Raw genomic sequence first — 16419 nt, 5'->3', positions numbered from 1 at the left:
ACCAGCGTAGCTTCCAAATCATGAACACGTCCACGACCGCTCCCGTGACCCCCGCAACGGCGCCCGCCACCACGGCGATCTCCGTGACCGGCCTCGTCAAGACCTTCGGCAGGACCCGGGCCCTCGACGGGCTGGATCTGGAGGTCGCCACCGGCGAGGTGCACGGCTTCCTCGGCCCGAACGGCGCCGGGAAGTCCACGACCCTGCGCATCCTGCTGGGCCTGCTCCGCGCCGACACCGGCACCGCACGGCTGCTGGACGCCGACCCCTGGCACGACGCGGTGGCCCTGCACCGGCGGCTGGCGTACGTCCCCGGCGACGTCGAGCTGTGGCCCAACCTGACCGGCGGCGAGGCCATCGACCTGCTCGCAAGGCTGCGCGGCGGTATCAACGCGGACAAGCGCGCCGAGTTGATCGAGCGCTTCGACCTCGACCCGACGAAGAAGGGCCGCAGTTACTCCAAGGGCAACCGGCAGAAGGTCGCCATCATCGCCGCGCTCGCCTCCGACGCCGAGCTGCTGCTGCTGGACGAGCCCACCTCCGGGCTCGATCCGCTGATGGAGGTCGTCTTCCAGGACGTCATCCTCCAGGCGAAGGCCCAGGGCCGCACCGTGCTGCTCTCCAGCCACATCCTGTCCCAGGTCGAGAAGCTCTGCGACCGGGTGAGCATCGTCCGGCTCGGCAGGACCGTGCAGTCCGGGACGCTCGGCGAGATGCGCCATCTGACCCGGACCACCATCGAGGTGGAGACCGAGCGGCCGCTGACCGGGCTGGCCGAGCTGCCCGGCGTCCACAACCTGCGCACCGACGGCGACCGGGTGCACTTCGCCGTCGACGGTGCCCAACTCGACGCTGTCGTACGGCACTTGAGCGGGCTCGGCGTCCGCAGCCTGGTCAGTCACCCGCCGACGCTGGAGGAGCTGATGCTGCGGCACTACGGCGACGAGCTGTCCGAGCTCGGGCACCCCGCGCCCGAGGGCTCCGCCGACGCCTCGGCCGCGGAGGGCAGCTCGCGATGAGCACCGTCACCGACGCCGCGCCCCGCACCGGGGCCGTACGCGACCGGAGCCGGACGGCGGGGCACGCGCTGGCCGGAACCGGTGCCCTCTTCCGCTTCGCGTTGCGCCGCGACCGGGTACGGCTGCCCGCCTGGGTGCTGGCCACCTTCCTGTTCACCCTGTCGAGCGTGCAGAAGGCCACTCAGATGGCCCCGGACGACCCGAAGAAGTCCGCCGACATGGTCAAGACCCTCAGTGGTCCCGCCATGCTCGCCATGACCGGGCCCGAGCACTTCCTCTCCCAGCTCACCCCGGCCTCCGCGCTGAGCATGCTGATGCTCGGCTACGGCGCGATCCTCACCGGACTGATGAGCGTGCTGACCGTCGTACGGCACACCCGCGCCGACGAGGAGAGCAACATCGCCGAACTCGTCCGCTCCGGCGTCGTCGGACGGCACGCCACGCTCACCGCGGCCCTCGCCACGGCGGCGAGCGCCGGTGTGCTGCTGGGACTGCTGCTGGCCGTCGCGCTGCCCGGCACCGGGCTGGACGGTGTCACCGCCGGCGGCGCACTGCTCTACGGCGCCGCGCACACCGTCATCGGTCTCGTCTTCGCGGGCGTCGCGGCCGTGACCGTACAGCTGTCCGCACACGCCAGGGCTGTGTCCGGAATGGCGCTGGCCGTGCTGGGTGCCTCCTACGCGCTGCGCGCAGCGGGCGACGTCGGCACCGACGCGGTCTCCTGGCTCTCCCCGATCGGCTGGATGCAGCGCACCTACCCCTTCGTCGACAACCGCTGGTGGCCGCTGCTGCCTGGTTTGGTGCTGGCTGTCGGCGCGGCTGCCGCCGGGTATGTGCTCAGCACCCGGCGGGATGTGGGCGCCGGCATCCTGCCGCCCCGGCTGGGCAGGCCGAACGCCTCGGAAGTGCTCACCCACCCGTTGGGCTTCGCCGTCCGGCTGCACCGCGGGCTGTTCCTCGGCTTCTGCGCCGCGCTGCTGCTGCTCGGCGCGATGTACGGCTCGATCCTCGGCGACGTGGACGACATGCTGAAGGATCTGGGCGACGTACGGGAGGCGCTCGCCAAGGCAGGCGGCACGCTGGTCGAGTCGTTCGCCTCGACGGTGCTGCTCGTCGTCGCCGTCGTGGCCTCGCTCTTCGTGGTGATGGCCGCGCTGCGGCCCCGCTCGGAGGAGACCTCGGGGCGCGTCGAACCGCTGCTGGCCACCGGTCTTTCCCGGTCCCGCTGGGTCGGCTCGCACCTGGTGGCCGCACTCGGCGGCGGCACCCTCGTGCTGCTGCTCGGCGCGCTCGGCCTCGGCCTGACGGGAGCCGCCTCAGCGGGCGACGGCGACCTGGTGGTACGGCTGCTGGGCGCGGGGCTCGCCTACGCGCCGGCGCTGTGGGTGACGGGCGGCGTCGCCGTCCTGCTGTTCGGCTGGGCACCGCGCGCGACCGCGCTCGCCTGGGCCGTCCCCGCCTACGGCTTCGTCGTCGGCTACCTCGGCAAGCTCCTCGACCTGCCCGGCTGGCTGAACGACCTCTCCCCCTTCGGCCACGTCCCCCAACTCCCCGCCGCCGAGATGCGCTGGACCCCCATGCTGCTGCTGACCCTGGTGGCCGCCGCCCTGGTGGCCTGCGGGCTGGCGGGGTTCCGGAGGCGGGACCTGGACGCGAAGTAGCAGGCGGCCCCGGGCGGTTCGGGAGGGGTGCGGGGCTCGTCCCGCACCCCTCTCCCGCCCCTTTCAGCCCTCAGTCGGCAGGGCTGTACCGCAGCACGCGCCCGTCCGGGAACTCGCGGAGCAGCGTGCCGTCCTGGTCGGCGCGCAGCGTGGAGGTGTTACCCGCGGCGCAGGTGCCTCGCGACTTGGCCCGGTCCACGTCGGGCGGCGCCAGCCGGGCCGGTTCGGTGTCGCTTCCGGCGGAGAAGACATCGACGCGTGCCTCGCAGTGCTCGGTGCCGTCCGAGACCATCGTCAGGCCGTTGTCAGCCGGGTCGTCGGCGTGGATGGTCAGCGTCTGGCTGCCGCCGTCGGACAGCGGGCGGCGCCACTCGCCGATCAGCGCGTCGGGCAGCCGCTCGGGGGTGGCGACCTTGCGGAGTGTCGCCGTGCGGCCCGCGGCCCGCCATTCGAGGACGCCGCCGGGCTCGGCCGTCAGTGTGTGTTCGCCGATTGCCGCGCACTTGCCGGCCGGTGTGCTCTCCACGACCTTGGTGTCGAGCCGCATTCCCCCGTCGGCGCTGCCGGGCTCGGGGGCGGAGGCGAGCTTGCCGTCGCTCTTGCACTCGTAGTCGGCGCCCAGGCTGATGCTGGTCGCGACGATCTCGCCCTCCTTGCCCTTGGTGATGACGAACCGGCGATACTGGCCGGTCGGTTTGCCATCCCGCTCGACGGCACCGACCCAGGTGCCGAGGAAGGGCTTCGGTACGTCGGAGGACTCCTTGCCGCCGTTCCTGCCCCCGCTGTCACTGGCCAGCGGCCCGATACCGGCGCCCGTGGCAGCGACTCCGGCACCCACGAGGACGACGGCCGCCGCGGCGGCGAGCAGCGTACGGCGGCTGCGCCGGGTGCGGCGGCGCCCGGACCCGGCGGGCGCCGCACTGGACGGGGGCACCACGGAAGTCGGCGCCTCGGGCCCACCCGCGAACGTCGCGGCGGAACCGGAACCGGAACCGGAAGGGGAACCAGACCCGGAACCGGAAGTGGAACCGGAACCAGGGGCAGCGGCAGCGGCCCCGACCGCGCCCGGTTCCGCCGTACCGCCCCCGTCAGGCTTCCCCGACCCCTGCGGCGGTGTGTCCGTGTCCAGCAACCGCACGGCCTCACGCCCCAGTTCGGCCAGCAGCCCGGCGGGCAGCCACGGCGGGGCCGAGGCGCCGACGGACACCGGCTGTACCCGCGCCACGACCTCCTCGGGCGCGGGCCGCGCCGCGGGATCCTTGGCGAGGCAGTCGAGGATCAACTCGCGGAGTCCTGCGGCCTCTTCGTCGGCGGGGTCCGTGCCGAAGCCGGCCAGATCAGGTTCCTCGGAGGCGATGCGGAACATCACCGCGTGCACCCCGCCGCCGCCCCCGGTCAGTCCGAAGGGCGGCTGTCCGGTCGCGGCGTAACCGAGCACCGCGCCGAGGGAGAACACATCGCTCGCCGCGGACAGTTGACCACCGGTGATCTGCTCCGGCGCCATGTAACCGGGCGAGCCGACGACCATTCCGGTGCTGGTCAGCGTCGAGGTGGGCACCTCGTCCAGGGCACGGGCGATACCGAAGTCGATGACGCGCGGCCCGTCGATGGTCAGCAGCACATTGGACGGCTTCAGGTCCCGGTGGACGAGCCCGGCGCCGTGGATGTCGAGCAGCGCGGAGGCGAGACCGTACGCCAGCACCCGCACCGAGCCGGGCGGCAGCGGCCCGTGCCCCTGCCGTGCCGCCTGCGCGGGGCTTCCGGCCCGCCCGGCGGAGATCACCTGTTCGAGCGAGGGCCCCGCGACGTACCCGGTCGCCACCCAAGGGGTGTCGGCCTCGGTGTCGGCGTCCAGCACCGGCGCGGTCCACCGCTCGGCGACCCGGCGTGCGGCCGCGACCTCCATCCGGAACCGGGTACGGAACAAGGGGTCCGCCGCAAGCTCCGCCTTCACCAGCTTGACGGCAACCGTCCGGCCACCGGCGGAACGCCCCAGGTACACCCGTCCCATGCCGCCCGCGCCCAGTCTCCTCAGCAGCCGGTAGCCGCCGATTCCGACCGGATCCTCCGGCGTCAGGTCCGTCATACGCCGCCCGCCCCCGTGCACTCGTTGGTCTTCGGTCCTCTCCTCCTTCACTCTCCGTCAGTGAGGTCACGGTCGGGCTGCCAACGGGCTTCGCTTTGATGGTGTGCGCCCCCGACCCCGGCATCACTTCGATGGTGTGCCGGAACGGACCGGATCCCGCTCACTTCTCGGGCTTCTGCGGATACAGGGCCTCCATCGCGTCGGACAGCCGGCGCAGTGACTCGGCGACGCGGGCGAACTCCCCCTCGCCGCCGAGCTCTTCGCACAGCCGGCGGGCCAGCTCGGCGTGGCCGGGGACGATCCGCTCGACGGCGGCCCGGCCCTCGGGGGTGGGGGTGAGGAGTTTGGCGCGGCGGTGTGCCGGGTTGGGCTCGTACGCGGCGAGGCCCCGTTCGACCAGCAGATCCGCCACGCGCTGCACGCTCTGCCGGGTGATGCCCATGACGCGGGCTATCCCGGAGACGGGGAGCGGTTCGCGGAGTACGGCACCGAGGACCTGCCACCAGGCGGCGGTCAGCCCGGCCGGGCGGGCGATCAGTTCGGAGGCGGCGAGGAACTGGCCGTTGAGCCGGAAGACGGCCAGAGCGGTCTCGCTGAGCAACTCCGTTTTCCCGGGGGTCTCGCTCATGCCCGCCCCGCCGCGAAGACCGCGTACGCCTCCGGGTCGGAGTGCTGGTGGAGCCGGTAGAAGGCGTCGACGACCGGGGGCTCGTAGGTGCCGAGCCGGGAGAAGATCTCGCGGGCGAAGGCGACGGGTTCGGTCGGTCCTGCCGTGATCAGATCGCGGTCGGTGACGGCGTCGGCGTCCCGGTAGAGCGCGCCGCCCGTATAGCCGTTCGCGGCCTGGAGGAACTCCGGCGCGGCGCTGGTGTGCGCGCGCTCGTTGAGCAGCCCCTCGTCCGCGAGCCCGTAGACGGCACCGCAGATCGCGGCGACGGGCACGCCCGCGTGCAGGAACTCCCGTGCGGTGTAGGCGAAGTCGACGAGCTCGCCGCTGAGCCAGGTGTCGGCGCCGGGCAGGATCAGCAGCCGGCTGTCGACGGGACGCAGACCGTCGAGGGTCATGTCGGGCTCGATGCGCAATCCGCCCTTGGTGGTGACGGTGCTGCCGGTGAGGCCGACGGTGCGTACGCCACCGGGCAGGTGGGCGACGGCGTGACCGTACTCCCAGTCGGCGAGGGTGTCGTACACGGCGAGATGGACGGTCATGGCGGCCTCCGTGGGCGCTCGATGTTGAATGACAGAATTCTGTCATTACGACAGCACACTGTCAATAGAAACGGCCTGCCTGATCCCGTACCGGCCTGCCTGATCCTTAACGTGCCGAGGAAGCCCTTTTAACCCGCGCGTCCCTACGTTCACCGGCATGGATTCGTATCGCCAGTTCCTCGACCACCTCGCGCTCGACCTCGCCGCGGTGCTGGTCCTCACGTTCGCCGTGTACTTCCCCCGGCACCGGCGGCGCGACCTGCTCCCCGCCTACCTCGCCCTGAACGTGGCGCTGTTCGCCGTCGTCGCGGCGCTCGCCCGGGTGGGCGGCGACGGCGGGCTGGCGCTCGGCTTCGGCCTCTTCGGCGTGCTGTCGATGATCCGGCTGCGGTCGGAGTCGATCCAGAACGAGGAGGTGGCCTACTACTTCACGACACTCGTCATAGGGCTGGTGGCCGGTCTGCCGCATCTGCCGTTCGGCCTCGCGGCCGTGCTGTGCCTGCTGCCCGTCGCCGTGCTGTACGCGGCCGACCACCCGCGGCTGTACGCCCGTACGCGCCGTGTGGTCATCACCCTGGACGCCGCCGTCACCCAGCCCGACGCCGTCCGTGCCCATGTACGCAGGCGGCTGGGCGAACCGCTCGCTTGGAAGGTCAGCGAGGTGGACTACGTCCGCGATCTGACAGTCGTGGACGTCCGCTACCGGGAGGGTGCGGCGGTCCCGGGCGGCGAACGGCAGGACCGGGGAGGCAGGGGTGAGGTCACCTGGCACCGGCAGAGCACCCCTGGTGACCTCGGCGACCGTGCCGGCCTCGGGTACGCCGACGGCCCGGACACCGCCGGTGACAGCGACAGCGACACCCGGACGACGCGCACGCGCACCCACCCGTCCGCCACTGCCGCTCACCCGAGGGAGACCTCCCGATGACCGCGCCCAGCACCGCACCCGGCCAGGGCCGCACCCGCGTCGCCCCCGCCGTCCGGGCGCTGGCCCGCGCCGCACTGGCCGCCCACCCCATCGGGCTGGAGGCCGTCATGGCCCGCGCCGAGCTGCTGGACCGCTACGACCGCTGCTACCTCGTCCCCGCGCACACCTTTCAGGCCATCGCCGCCCGGCTGACCGACCCGCACCGCGACGAGCCGTACCGCGCGCTGTCCATCGGCGGCCGCCGCTGGTTCCGCTACCACTCCGTCTACTACGACACCCCCGGCCTCGGCGCCTACCACGACCACCGGCAGGGCCGCCGGCAGCGCTGCAAGATCCGGGAGCGGCTGTACGAGGACACCGGGGAGCGGCAGTTCGAGATCAAGCTGAAGGGCGGGCGGGGCCAGACGCTGAAGTTCCGCCGCCGCCTCGCGGAGCGCGCCCACGCCTTGGAGGACGCCTCCCGTACGTTCCTGTCCCGCACACTCCACGACGTCTACGGCCCGGACTACGCCGTCCCGCGCGAGCTGACCCCCAGCCTGGTCACGGACTACACCCGCGCCACCTTCGTCGCCGACGGCCAACGCATCACCGCCGACGCGGACATGGCCTGCCGCGACGCCGCCGGTGCCGAAGTGCGCGCAGCAGGCGATCTGATCCTCGTCGAGACCAAGTCCTACGGCCACCTCACCGAAGCCGACCTCCTCCTGCACGAACACGGCCACCGTGCCGCGGAGTTCACCAAGTACGCCTCCCTGGCAGCCCTCGACCCCTCCCTCCCCGCCAACCGCTGGCTGCGCTCGCTGCGGGAGACGTTTCCGGCGGCGCGGCCGTCCTGGCACCATGGCGCGTATGACGGGGGATCGCAGCGCGGCGCTGCTTCATGAGGTACGTGGTGGACCCGGCAAGCAGAAGGTGGAGTTGCCGCCGTTGCCGGCGGGGCCGGTGCTGCTGGAGGGCCGACTGGCCGAGGACGAGAGCTGCACCGTGAAGGGCGAGGGGCTCTTCTGCGGCTTCGGGCAGGTGTCGCCGGAGAAGGGGGTGGCGGAGCGGGCTCTGTGGTGTACCGACGGGGAGCCCAAGACCGTCAAGGTCAAGGCGAAGACGGAGTGGACGCTGCGGTTCCACGGGCCCGAGGCCGCCACCCCGCTCACCGACTCGGTGACCGGCGTCGGAACGGATGTCCTGGTCTACAACGGGCCGGCCGCCGATGCCGCCGTCGTCAGCCACGAGCACCCCGATGCCTTCCTGGAGAAGCTGATCGCCGACGGCTTGAACAATGCCCAGGTCGACTTGTTCCTGCCGCCGGACGCGACCCATAAGAAGCAGTGGGACGTCCTGTCCGTACGGAGTGCCGGCAAGCGGGATGCCCTCTTCACGCTGCCGGAGCGCTGCCTGTTCCAGCTGAGCGCGGGGCCCTGGTGCGAGTGGACGGTGACACTCGTCGGCCGGCGGTGACTCTCACGCCGGCAGCGGCCGCTCGTGCACCACATGTTTCATCACCAGCGTGGAGCTCAGCCGCTGGACGCCCGGCAGCGTGGCGAGGTTCTCGTCGTAGAGGCGCTGGAAGGCGGGCAGGTCGGCGGTGACGACGCGGAGCAGATAGTCCGGGTCGCCGAAGAGCCGCTGGGCCTGGATGACCTGCGGGAGTTCGGTGAGCGCCTGCTCGAACGCGGAGATCGTGGTGCGGTCCTCCTGGCGCATGGTGACGAAGACGAGCGCGTCGAAGGTGAGGCCCACCGCGTCGGCGTCGACCACGGCGCGGTAGCCGCGGATGGCGCCACTGCGTTCGAGTTCGCGCAGCCGGCGATGGCACGGGGAGAGGCTGAGCCCCACCCGTGCGGCCAGCTCGGTGACGGTCAGCCGGCCGTCGTTCTGGAGCTCCGCAAGAATCTGCCGGTCCATGTCGTCCATGGGGAAGATTCTTCCACGGGAGCAGCGCAGGGCGACCTTTTAGGGGAACACCTTCGGGGCATTTCTTCCTATTCTTCCTTCCTGCACCGTCACAGAGGAAGGACCGCCCCATGGCTGCCAGTTCCATAGCCGCGTTTTTCGCCGTCTCCTTTCTCCTCGTCCTCGTCCCGGGCGCGGACTGGGCGTACGCGATCACCTCCGGCTTGCGGGACCGGTCGGTGGTGCCCGCCGTCGGTGGACTGATGCTGGGGTACGTGGGGCTCACGGCCGTCGTCGTGGCGGGCGTGGCGGCCGTCGTCGCGCAGACCCCCGGAGTGCTGACCGCGCTGACCACGCTGGGCGCCGGCTACCTCGTATGGCTGGGAGTGACGACCTTCGCCGGGGCGAAGCAGGCCGGGCCGCCGGAGGTGGCGGAGGGCGCCGCCGCGGGCCCCGGCGCGCGCACCCGGGTGCTCAAGGGCGCCGGGGTCAGCGGGCTGAACCCCAAGGCGCTGCTGCTCTACGTCGCGCTGCTGCCCCAGTTCGCCGACCAGCACGGCCACTGGCCGCTCGCCCTCCAGATCGGGCTGCTCGGGCTGCTGCACATGTGCATCGCCGGCGCCGTCTACCTGGGCGTGGGCTCGCTGGCCCGCACCGTACTGCGGGCCCGCCCCACCGCGGCCCGCGTCGTCACCCGGCTCTCCGGCGTCGCGATGGTCGTGCTGGGCGCCCTGCTGCTGGTGGAGCAGATCCCGCACTGAGCGGCCGCTTCAGGACTCCGCCGTACGGAAGCTGCACCTCACCGAGGCCCCGCCGTGCTTCGCCGAGGTTCCCAGCTCGACCGCTCCCCCCGATGCCTCCGCCGTCGTACGGGCGATGTCCAGCCCCAGCCCCGTCGAGCCCGCGCCGCTCCGGCCGCGTACGCCCACCTCCCGGGCACCGTCGGCGAAGCCGGGCCCGTCGTCCTCCACCGTGAGCAGGCCATGGGTGCCGTCGGGCGACACCGCGACCGTGAGCCACAGCCCCGTTCCCTCCGGGGTGTGGTCGAGGACGTTGCCGATCAGCGCGTCCAGCACCGCCGACAGCTCCTCGGCGAGGGCCCGCACCGGCACCTGGCCCGGCGCGGAGACGTGCAGCGCCCGGCCCTCGTCCTCGGCGAGCGGCGCCCAGAAGGCCGCACGCTCCCGCGTCAGCTCCGCCAGATCGCACAGCGGGCTGTCCGGCGGCGCGCCCGCGCGCCGGGCCGCGCGGATCACGCCGTCCACGCTGCGTTCCAGCGCGGCCACCGACCTGCCGATCCTGGCCGCCTCGTCCGCGTCCCGCAGCCCCTCGGCGTCCAGCCGCAGCGCGGCGACCGGCGTGCGCAGCCGGTGCGCCAGGTCGGCGCCGCGCTCCCGCTCGGCGGTGACCAGGACATCGATACGCTCGCCCAGCTCGTTCAGCCGTCCGGCGAGCTGGCGCAGCTCACGCGGCCCCAACGGTTCGGCGCGGGCTGTCAGTTCGCCGCCCGCCAGCCGGTCGGCGACGGCCGCGAGCCGACGGGTGGCCCGGACGATCCGCGCGGCGAGCCGGTCTGCGAAAGCCAGCCCCAGCAGCATCAGCGCCACCCCGAGACCAAGAACCGCCAACCAGGAGGGCAGCACCCCCCTGTGCAGCCGCTGCTCGCTGACGGCGACCTCCACCACGGACGCGGAGTGCCCGCCGCTGCCGCCCTGCTGGGCGCCCAGTACGGGCACCATCACCACCCGGCCGCCGCCGTTCTCGTCGCCGGGCGCGTAGGTGAAGGCCCGCCCGCTGCGGGCGAGGTCGAGCGCCGCGCGGCTCACGCCCGCCGCGCGCGGGCCCAGTACCGTGCCGTCCGCCAGTACGACACATGTGCGGGGGCGGCCCTCGCCGTTGAGCCCGTCGAGTACGCCGGTGACGACCTCGCGGCCCTGCTGCCGTCCTGCTCCGCCGTCCCCGCCCCGGCCCAGCGAGCCGCCCACCACCGCCGCGACGGACTGCGCGCGTTCGGTCGCGTCCGTCATGGCCCGGTCCTCGGCGTGGCTGCGGACCAGCAGCGCGAGCGGGACGAGCAGCACGGCGAGTACGACGGCGGTCGTCGTGCCGACGAGTACCAGGAGCTGCCGCCGCATCGTCCGTCAGCCCTGTTCCGGATCGGCGTCCGGAACCGCGTCGGCCTCCGGGGCCGCGTTGGTCTCCGGAGCCGCCAGCTTCACGCCCACCGTCCGTACGGTGTGCAGATAGCGCGGGCGCTGCGCTGTCTCGCCCAGTTTCCGCCGCAGCCAGGACAGATGGACGTCGACCGTCTTGTCGGCCCCGCCCAGCGGCTGCTGCCAGACCTCCGCCAGCAGCTCCCGCCGGGAGACGACCTGGCCCTGCCGCCGGGCCAGATAGCACAGCAGGTCGAACTCGCGCGGGGTCAGCTCCAGCGGCTGCCCGTCGAGGGTGACCTCACGCGCTGAGGGGGCGACGACGAGGCCGCCGACCCGTACCGGCGGCTCCGGCTCGTCCGGCTCACCGCTGCCGAGCCGCCGCAGCACCGCCTTGATACGGGCCTCCAACTGCCCGGAGCCGAACGGCTTGACGAGGTAGTCGTCGGCGCCGTCCTCCAGCGCGGCGACGATCTCGGGCTCGTCGTCCCGCGCCGTCGCGACGATCACGGGTACGTCGCTGACCGCGCGGAGCATTCGCAGTACCTGGCCGCCGTCCACATCGGGCAGGCCCAGGTCCAGTACGACCAGATCGGGCCGGTGCGTCACCGCGGCGTCGAGCCCCGCCATGCCGGTGTCGGCCGTTGCCACGGCATGCCCGCGGTCGCGCAGCGCCCTTACGAGGGCCGCGCGGAGTTGGGGGTCGTCCTCCACCACTAGTAGATGCGGCATGCAGGTACGTTAGTCCTTCGGACTGGGGAGGGAGTGCGCCTGGCTGTTGTCTGCAGGCTGCGGACGCGTCGTGGCTTGTCGCGCAGTTCCCCGCGCCCCTTCGGGGCGCGTCCCCCCTGCTGCGCTTGGGCAGTCTGCGCCAGGGGCGCAGGGTGGGCAAGCGCAGCCCCATTGCCGGGTACGCGAGAGTGAGGGATGAACCATGGCGCAGGCGGACGAGGGCAACCCCTCTCGGCGACGTCTGGCCGCCGCAGGCTGGGTGTGCGCCGTCGGCGCCGCCTTGGCGCTCGGCGTGTGGTCGTTCGCCCAGGCCGACCCCGGAAACCAGTACGGCCGGCCCGAGCCGCTGACCGAGGCGGGCGTCCAGCACGAGCTGGACCAGACCAAGCAGCGGGCCCGCACCAAGGACCCCGCGCCGGATGCGTCGCCCTCCCCCTCCGTGGAGCACCCAGCGGAGCGCCCCCGTACCGTGCGCTTTCCCGGCGGGCTCGGCACCGCGGTCGCCGAGTGCCGTACCGACGCCCGTACCGTCAAGCTGCTGAGCTGGACCCCCGCGGAGGGCTACAGCGCCGACGACGTCGAGCCCGGCCCGGCGCTGACGGCCACCGTCGAACTGGAACCGGCCGCGGACGACGCCGACGACCGCACCGTCCAGGTGCGCTGCGTGGACGGCAAGCCGCGGGCCACCGGCGACAGCGAAGCGGACGACGACTGACCCGCCCCTCCGGCGCACACCGCACGCCCCCGCGCGCGGCCTCCCGCCCTCCCCGCGCCCTCCCTGAGCGGGAAAGAGGAGGGCGACATTACGCTGGCTGTCACCCTTCCGGGGGCCCTCCCCGCCCGGAAGGCGTCCGTCCCGGGCCGGGCGGGCACCCCGCGAGCGAACCGAGGTACCGATCGTGACCACGCACCACCCCTCATCGCACAACCCCGCCCCCGCCTCGGCGGCCGCCCCCGACCCCGGCACCGGCCGGGCCGTGCACGAGGCCGACCGGGCGCATGTGTTCCACTCCTGGTCGGCGCAGGGACAGATCGACCCGCTGGCGGTGGCGGGCGCCGAGGGGTCGTACTTCTGGGACTACGAGGGGAAGCGGTACCTCGACTTCACCAGCGGCCTCGTCTTCACCAATATCGGCTATGCGCACCCCAAGGTCGTCGCCGCGATCCAGGAGCAGGCCGCGAAGATGTGCACCTTCGCGCCCGCCTTCGCCGTCGAGGCGCGCTCCGAGGCGGCCCGGCTGATCGCAGAGCGGACGCCGGGCGACCTCGACAAGATCTTCTTCACCAACGGCGGCGCCGACGCCGTCGAGCACGCCATCCGTATGGCCCGCCTGCACACCGGCCGCCCCAAGGCGCTCTCCGCCTACCGCTCGTACCACGGCGGCACCCAGCAGGCCATCAACCTCACGGGCGACCCGCGCCGCTGGGCGTCCGACAGCGGCACCGCGGGCGTCGTCCACTTCTCTGCGCCGCACCTCTACCGCACCCCGTTCTACTCCGAGACCCAGGAGCAGGAGTGCGAGCGGGCGCTGGCGCACCTGGAGCAGACGATCGCGTACGAGGGTCCGCAGACGATCGCCGCCGTCATCCTGGAGACCATCCCCGGCACCGCCGGGATCATGATGCCGCCGCCCGGCTATCTGGCGGGCGTGCGGGAGATCTGCGACCGGTACGGGATCGTCTTCGTGCTGGACGAGGTGATGGCGGGCTTCGGCCGCACCGGCACCTGGTTCGCGGCCGACCTCTACGACGTCGTACCCGATCTGATGACCTTCGCGAAGGGCGTCAACTCCGGCTACGTACCGCTCGGCGGGGTCGCGATCTCCGCGAAGATCGCCGAGACCTTCGAGCAGCGCCCCTACCCGGGCGGCCTCACCTACTCGGGCCACCCGCTGGCCTGCGGCGCCGCGGTCGCGACGCTCCGCACCATGGCGGAGGAGGGCATCGTCGAGCACGCCGCGCACCTGGGCGAGACCGTCATCGGCCCGGCGCTGCACGAGCTGGCAGCGCGCCACCCCTCGGTCGGCGAGGTGCGCGGCACCGGCGTCTTCTGGGCCCTCGACCTGGTGCGCGACCAGGAGACCCGCGAGCCGCTGGTCCCCTACAACGCGACCGGAGCCGACAACGCGCCCATGGCCGACTTCGCCGCGGCGGCCAAGCGCGGCGGCCTGTGGCCGTTCGTCAACATGAACCGCACCCACGTCGTGCCGCCGTGCAACATCACCGAGGCCGAGCTCAAGGAGGGCCTCAGCGTGCTGGACGAGGCCCTGACCGCGGCCGACGCGCACACCACCGCGGGCGCGGGGAGCGCGGGGGCGTGATCAAACGCAGCACCCTGCGCTCGCAGATCGCCACCGCGCTGCGCGACGAGATCCTGGCCGGCCGGCTCGCCACGGGCCGCGACTTCACGGTCAAGGAGATCGCCGAGCAGTACGGCGTCTCCGCGACACCCGTCCGCGAGGCGCTGGTCGATCTCGCGGCGCAGGGGCTGCTGGACGTGGAACAGCACCGCGGTTTCCGCGTACACGAGTTCACGCTGGCGGACTACCGCGCCATGTGCGAGGCCGGGCAGTTGGTGGTGGACGGCGTCTTCCAGCGGATCGAGCGCGACCCGGAACACGCCGCCGACCCCGCACGCCCGCCGGGCTCGGCCGGTACGTCGGCCGCCCGCCGGGCCCTCGGCGGCTTGGGGCCCGAGGCGCTGGCCTCGGTGCGCCGCCGTGCCGACGCCGCCGAACGCGCGGCGCGCGCCGGGGACCTCGACGTACTGATCGCCTACGACCTGCGGTTCTGGCGTGAGTTGAGCGGGCTGCTCGGCAACCCCTACATCTGCGACTTCCTCGACCGGCTGCGGGTCCAGTGCTGGGTCTTCGCCGTCCCGGTGCTGCGCCGGCACGCCTCGCTGCGCGGCCGGCTGTGGTCGGGGCACAACGCGCTGCTGGACGCCGTCGCGGCGGGGGACGCGCCTGCGGCCCGCGAGGTCATCGCCACGTACAACCAGCACGCGCTGGCACAGGTCGGCGCGGCGGAGACAGCAGAGGAGAAGGACATATGAGCACGCGGCCCGAGGCGTCCCCCGTGCTGGTCGCCCCCGCCGCCCGTACGGGCACGACGCCGCTGCCGGACGGCCGGGAGCTGGCGTGGGCGGAGTGAGGGCCCAAGGACGGCACCCCCGTGCTCTTCTCACCGGGCGCCGCCACCTCCCGGAGCCTCGGCTTCGGCGCGGGCGTCGTCGACGGGCTCGGCGTGCGGCTGATCGCGCTCGACCGCCCGGGGCTCGGCGCCTCGACACCCGCGCCGGGCCGTACGTTCGCCGACTTCGCCGCCGACATCGCCGCGTTCGCCCGGGCACGCGGACTGGACCGGCCCGCGATGGTGGGCAACTCGCAGGGGGCGCCCTTCGCGCTGGCCTTCCCCCAGCCTCCGGCCGGGAGGTGCCCCCAGCGCACGGGGTGGTCCGGGCGCTGGCGGTGGTCTCCGGCGCGGACGAGGTGGCCGACCCCCGGTTCGCCGAGCCGCCGTTCACCGAGGTGCTGCCCGCCGAGCTGTACCGCCTCACGGAGCTGGCCACCCGCGAACCCGAGGCGGCGCACGCGGAGTTCGCCCGCTTCACGCCACAGGCGATGTGGGAGATGGTGCTCTCCTCCAGCCCGCCCGGCGACCGCGCGGTCTACGAGCGCGCCGACTTCGCCGCCGCCTACCGCGGGGCTCTGGAGGAGGCGTTCGCGCAGGGCCCCGACGGCTACGCACGTGACACGGTGCTCGCCATGGGCCGCTGGGACATCGATCTGGCGGCGATCGGGGTGCCGGTCGACTTCTGGTACGGCGACCAGGACTTCGGCCACTCGCCCGACCAGGGAGCAGGGCTGGCGGCGCGGGTGTCCGGCGCGGAACGGCATCTGCTGCCCGGGGTGGGCGGCGCACTGCTGTGGACGCACGCCTCGTCCGTACTGCCCGTCCTCACCGGGCGTTGATCGCACTACGCTGGGGTACAGGCAGGTCCCTGACGGTATTGGAGCGCCCCTTGGCCTGTGACCTCTGGCTCGTCCCCCTCGTCGACGTGCTCTGCCACAGCCCCGACAACCCCTTCTCGGAAGAGATCGCCACCTACGACAGGGCGCTGACCGAAGCCGGCCTGCCCACGGTTCCCGTCTTCGGCTACATGCCGGGCCTCTCGGGCGACGTCGCCCCGGTCGCGGGCTTCGACTACGAGGCCCTGCACTATCTGCGCCGCGCCTATCTGCTGCTGGCCGCCGGTCTGGAGGTCACGCCGGTGGGGGAGTTGGGCAGCGACTACGAGCAACTCCTGGAGATGTTCGAGCAGCCGGCCCAGCAGTCGCATCTGGTGTGGCACTACGACCACGCGGGCGCCTACATCCCGGTGGACTTCGCCGCGCCGCTCTCCGGCGACGAACTGCTGGAGGGCGGCGGCCCGCTGGGCTCCAGCCACGGACTGCTGCGCGAACTGCGTACGGTGGGGCCGCATCTGGGGATCGACCCGGACAATCCGCCGCCCGCACCGGCGGCACCGCTGCGCCCCACCGAACTGGACGAGCCCGCCGCCTCCGCTGCCATCGGCTACGAGGACGGCACCCCGTTCGGCAGGGAGCGGCATGTGTGGCTGAGCCTGCACGCCGCCGCGACCCGCAGCCTGGCCCAGGGGTCGATGATCGTCTTCGGCTGAGCCGGCGAGGGAGGTGACCCCGCGAGGGAGCAGCCCCGGGGGTGTCCCGGCCCCCGG

17 protein-coding genes are annotated in these 16419 nt (G+C 73.0%); 11 read left to right on the top strand and 6 right to left on the bottom strand.

The features are described 5' to 3' along the window. The first annotated feature begins 20 nt into the window (after window positions 1–20). Together ACQEU8_RS17035 and ACQEU8_RS17030 are read left to right on the top strand one after the other, a co-directional pair. Window positions 21–1019, top strand: coding sequence for an ATP-binding cassette domain-containing protein (locus tag ACQEU8_RS17035; RefSeq protein WP_433101434.1), 999 nt, complete (start codon window positions 21–23; stop codon window positions 1017–1019). Next, window positions 1016–2680: an ABC transporter permease gene (locus ACQEU8_RS17030; RefSeq protein WP_433101432.1), complete on the top strand. Its 1665-nt coding sequence runs from the start codon at window positions 1016–1018 to the stop codon at window positions 2678–2680. The genes ACQEU8_RS17035 and ACQEU8_RS17030 overlap by 4 nt, the downstream gene beginning before the upstream one ends. Before the next feature lie 70 nt (window positions 2681–2750). Here the strand turns inward: ACQEU8_RS17030 and ACQEU8_RS17025 are convergent, their stop codons facing one another. The 3 genes from ACQEU8_RS17025 to ACQEU8_RS17015 all read right to left on the bottom strand — a co-directional run bounded on the left by ACQEU8_RS17025 (window position 2751) and on the right by ACQEU8_RS17015 (window position 5975). Next, window positions 2751–4766, bottom strand: coding sequence for a serine/threonine-protein kinase (locus ACQEU8_RS17025; protein ID WP_433101430.1), 2016 nt, complete (start codon window positions 4764–4766; stop codon window positions 2751–2753). A 160-nt stretch (window positions 4767–4926) separates the two neighbouring features. Next, window positions 4927–5394: a MarR family winged helix-turn-helix transcriptional regulator gene (locus ACQEU8_RS17020; protein WP_433101428.1), complete on the bottom strand. Its 468-nt coding sequence runs from the start codon at window positions 5392–5394 to the stop codon at window positions 4927–4929. Beyond that, window positions 5391–5975: a DJ-1/PfpI family protein gene (locus ACQEU8_RS17015; protein WP_433101426.1), complete on the bottom strand. Its 585-nt coding sequence runs from the start codon at window positions 5973–5975 to the stop codon at window positions 5391–5393. Before ACQEU8_RS17015 ends, ACQEU8_RS17020 begins: the two co-directional genes overlap by 4 nt. Window positions 5976–6132: 157 nt before the next feature. Between ACQEU8_RS17015 and ACQEU8_RS17010 the strand changes: the two genes are divergently transcribed. The 3 genes from ACQEU8_RS17010 to ACQEU8_RS17000 are packed head-to-tail and all read left to right on the top strand — an operon-like array spanning window position 6133 to window position 8358. Continuing rightward, window positions 6133–6903: a DUF4956 domain-containing protein gene (locus tag ACQEU8_RS17010; RefSeq protein WP_433101424.1), complete on the top strand. Its 771-nt coding sequence runs from the start codon at window positions 6133–6135 to the stop codon at window positions 6901–6903. Next, window positions 6900–7787: a polyphosphate polymerase domain-containing protein gene (locus ACQEU8_RS17005; RefSeq protein ID WP_433101422.1), complete on the top strand. Its 888-nt coding sequence runs from the start codon at window positions 6900–6902 to the stop codon at window positions 7785–7787. Before ACQEU8_RS17010 ends, ACQEU8_RS17005 begins: the two co-directional genes overlap by 4 nt. Beyond that, on the top strand, window positions 7753–8358 hold the full coding sequence (locus tag ACQEU8_RS17000) for a hypothetical protein (protein ID WP_433101420.1): 606 nt from the start codon (window positions 7753–7755) through the stop codon (window positions 8356–8358). Before ACQEU8_RS17005 ends, ACQEU8_RS17000 begins: the two co-directional genes overlap by 35 nt. Before the next feature lie 3 nt (window positions 8359–8361). On the opposite strand, the gene ACQEU8_RS16995 is transcribed toward ACQEU8_RS17000, so the two are convergent. Then, window positions 8362–8814 (bottom strand): Lrp/AsnC family transcriptional regulator, encoded by a 453-nt coding sequence (locus ACQEU8_RS16995; protein WP_433101418.1) that lies wholly within the window; start codon window positions 8812–8814, stop codon window positions 8362–8364. Window positions 8815–8924: 110 nt separating this feature from the next. On the opposite strand from ACQEU8_RS16995, the gene ACQEU8_RS16990 reads away from it, so the two are divergent. Beyond that, window positions 8925–9554 (top strand): LysE family translocator, encoded by a 630-nt coding sequence (locus tag ACQEU8_RS16990; protein WP_433101416.1) that lies wholly within the window; start codon window positions 8925–8927, stop codon window positions 9552–9554. Between the two features lie 9 nt (window positions 9555–9563). Here ACQEU8_RS16990 and ACQEU8_RS16985 read toward each other — a convergent pair whose 3' ends face one another. Together ACQEU8_RS16985 and ACQEU8_RS16980 are read right to left on the bottom strand one after the other, a co-directional pair. Then, entirely contained in the window at window positions 9564–10928 is a 1365-nt protein-coding gene (locus ACQEU8_RS16985) for a sensor histidine kinase (RefSeq protein WP_433101414.1), read from the bottom strand. A 6-nt stretch (window positions 10929–10934) separates the two neighbouring features. Beyond that, window positions 10935–11678, bottom strand: a complete 744-nt coding sequence (locus ACQEU8_RS16980; protein ID WP_433101412.1) for a response regulator transcription factor — start codon at window positions 11676–11678, stop codon at window positions 10935–10937. Window positions 11679–11880: 202 nt separating this feature from the next. Here ACQEU8_RS16980 and ACQEU8_RS16975 point away from each other — a divergent pair, with 202 nt between their 5' ends. From ACQEU8_RS16975 to ACQEU8_RS16955, 5 genes are all read left to right on the top strand, one after another. Then, the gene (locus ACQEU8_RS16975) at window positions 11881–12393 is read left to right on the top strand and encodes a hypothetical protein (protein WP_433101410.1); all 513 of its coding nucleotides are present in this window, start codon (window positions 11881–11883) and stop codon (window positions 12391–12393) included. A 184-nt stretch (window positions 12394–12577) separates the two neighbouring features. Beyond that, a complete protein-coding gene (locus ACQEU8_RS16970; protein WP_433101408.1) occupies window positions 12578–13999 on the top strand; it encodes an aspartate aminotransferase family protein in 1422 nt (473 codons plus the stop codon). Next, entirely contained in the window at window positions 13996–14733 is a 738-nt protein-coding gene (locus ACQEU8_RS16965) for a GntR family transcriptional regulator (RefSeq protein ID WP_433101406.1), read from the top strand. The genes ACQEU8_RS16970 and ACQEU8_RS16965 overlap by 4 nt, the downstream gene beginning before the upstream one ends. A gap of 119 nt (window positions 14734–14852) precedes the next feature. After that, window positions 14853–15713: an alpha/beta fold hydrolase gene (locus ACQEU8_RS16960; protein ID WP_433102457.1), complete on the top strand. Its 861-nt coding sequence runs from the start codon at window positions 14853–14855 to the stop codon at window positions 15711–15713. Then, entirely contained in the window at window positions 15703–16362 is a 660-nt protein-coding gene (locus ACQEU8_RS16955) for a hypothetical protein (protein WP_433101404.1), read from the top strand. Before ACQEU8_RS16960 ends, ACQEU8_RS16955 begins: the two co-directional genes overlap by 11 nt. Window positions 16363–16419 lie beyond the last annotated feature (57 nt).

The sequence above is a fragment of the Streptomyces sp. CA-250714 genome, from assembly GCF_050936705.1.
Taxonomy (GTDB): domain Bacteria; phylum Actinomycetota; class Actinomycetes; order Streptomycetales; family Streptomycetaceae; genus Streptomyces.
Note: the sequence above shows the minus strand (reverse complement) of the source record. Positions and strands in the feature narration are given on the sequence as shown.